The sequence below is a fragment of the Shewanella sp. S1-49-MNA-CIBAN-0167 genome, from assembly GCF_040310145.1.
GTDB classification, from domain to species: domain Bacteria; phylum Pseudomonadota; class Gammaproteobacteria; order Enterobacterales; family Shewanellaceae; genus Shewanella; species Shewanella psychromarinicola.
In genome coordinates this window covers 1-230 of the sequence record NZ_JBEOPO010000536.1, presented here as the reverse complement: position 1 = coordinate 230, position 230 = coordinate 1, and the positions used below count along the sequence as shown (strand labels likewise).

Below are 230 nucleotides of genomic sequence, written 5' to 3'. Positions count from 1 at the left end.
GATTTTTAGTTATAATCAATAAGCTCGGTTCACTTGTACCATATTGATTCTTTAGATAAATATTAGACGTTAAAGCTAACTCAGGTATTATAAACTGTGCAGAGTTTGAGCTAAGTATACTCAGTTGGATTTCTTGATCATTAATAACTACATTTGTGCCTGCCGATAAATTCTCACCAACGATACTAATAACTTGCCCTGATTCTGTAGAAGTTGGGGTAAACGTATAC

1 protein-coding gene is annotated in these 230 nt (G+C 33.5%); it reads right to left on the bottom strand.

From position 1 onward, the window contains the following. A partial coding sequence (locus AAEZ00_RS22320) for an IPT/TIG domain-containing protein (protein WP_351090247.1) occupies window positions 1-230 on the bottom strand: 230 nt, incomplete at both ends.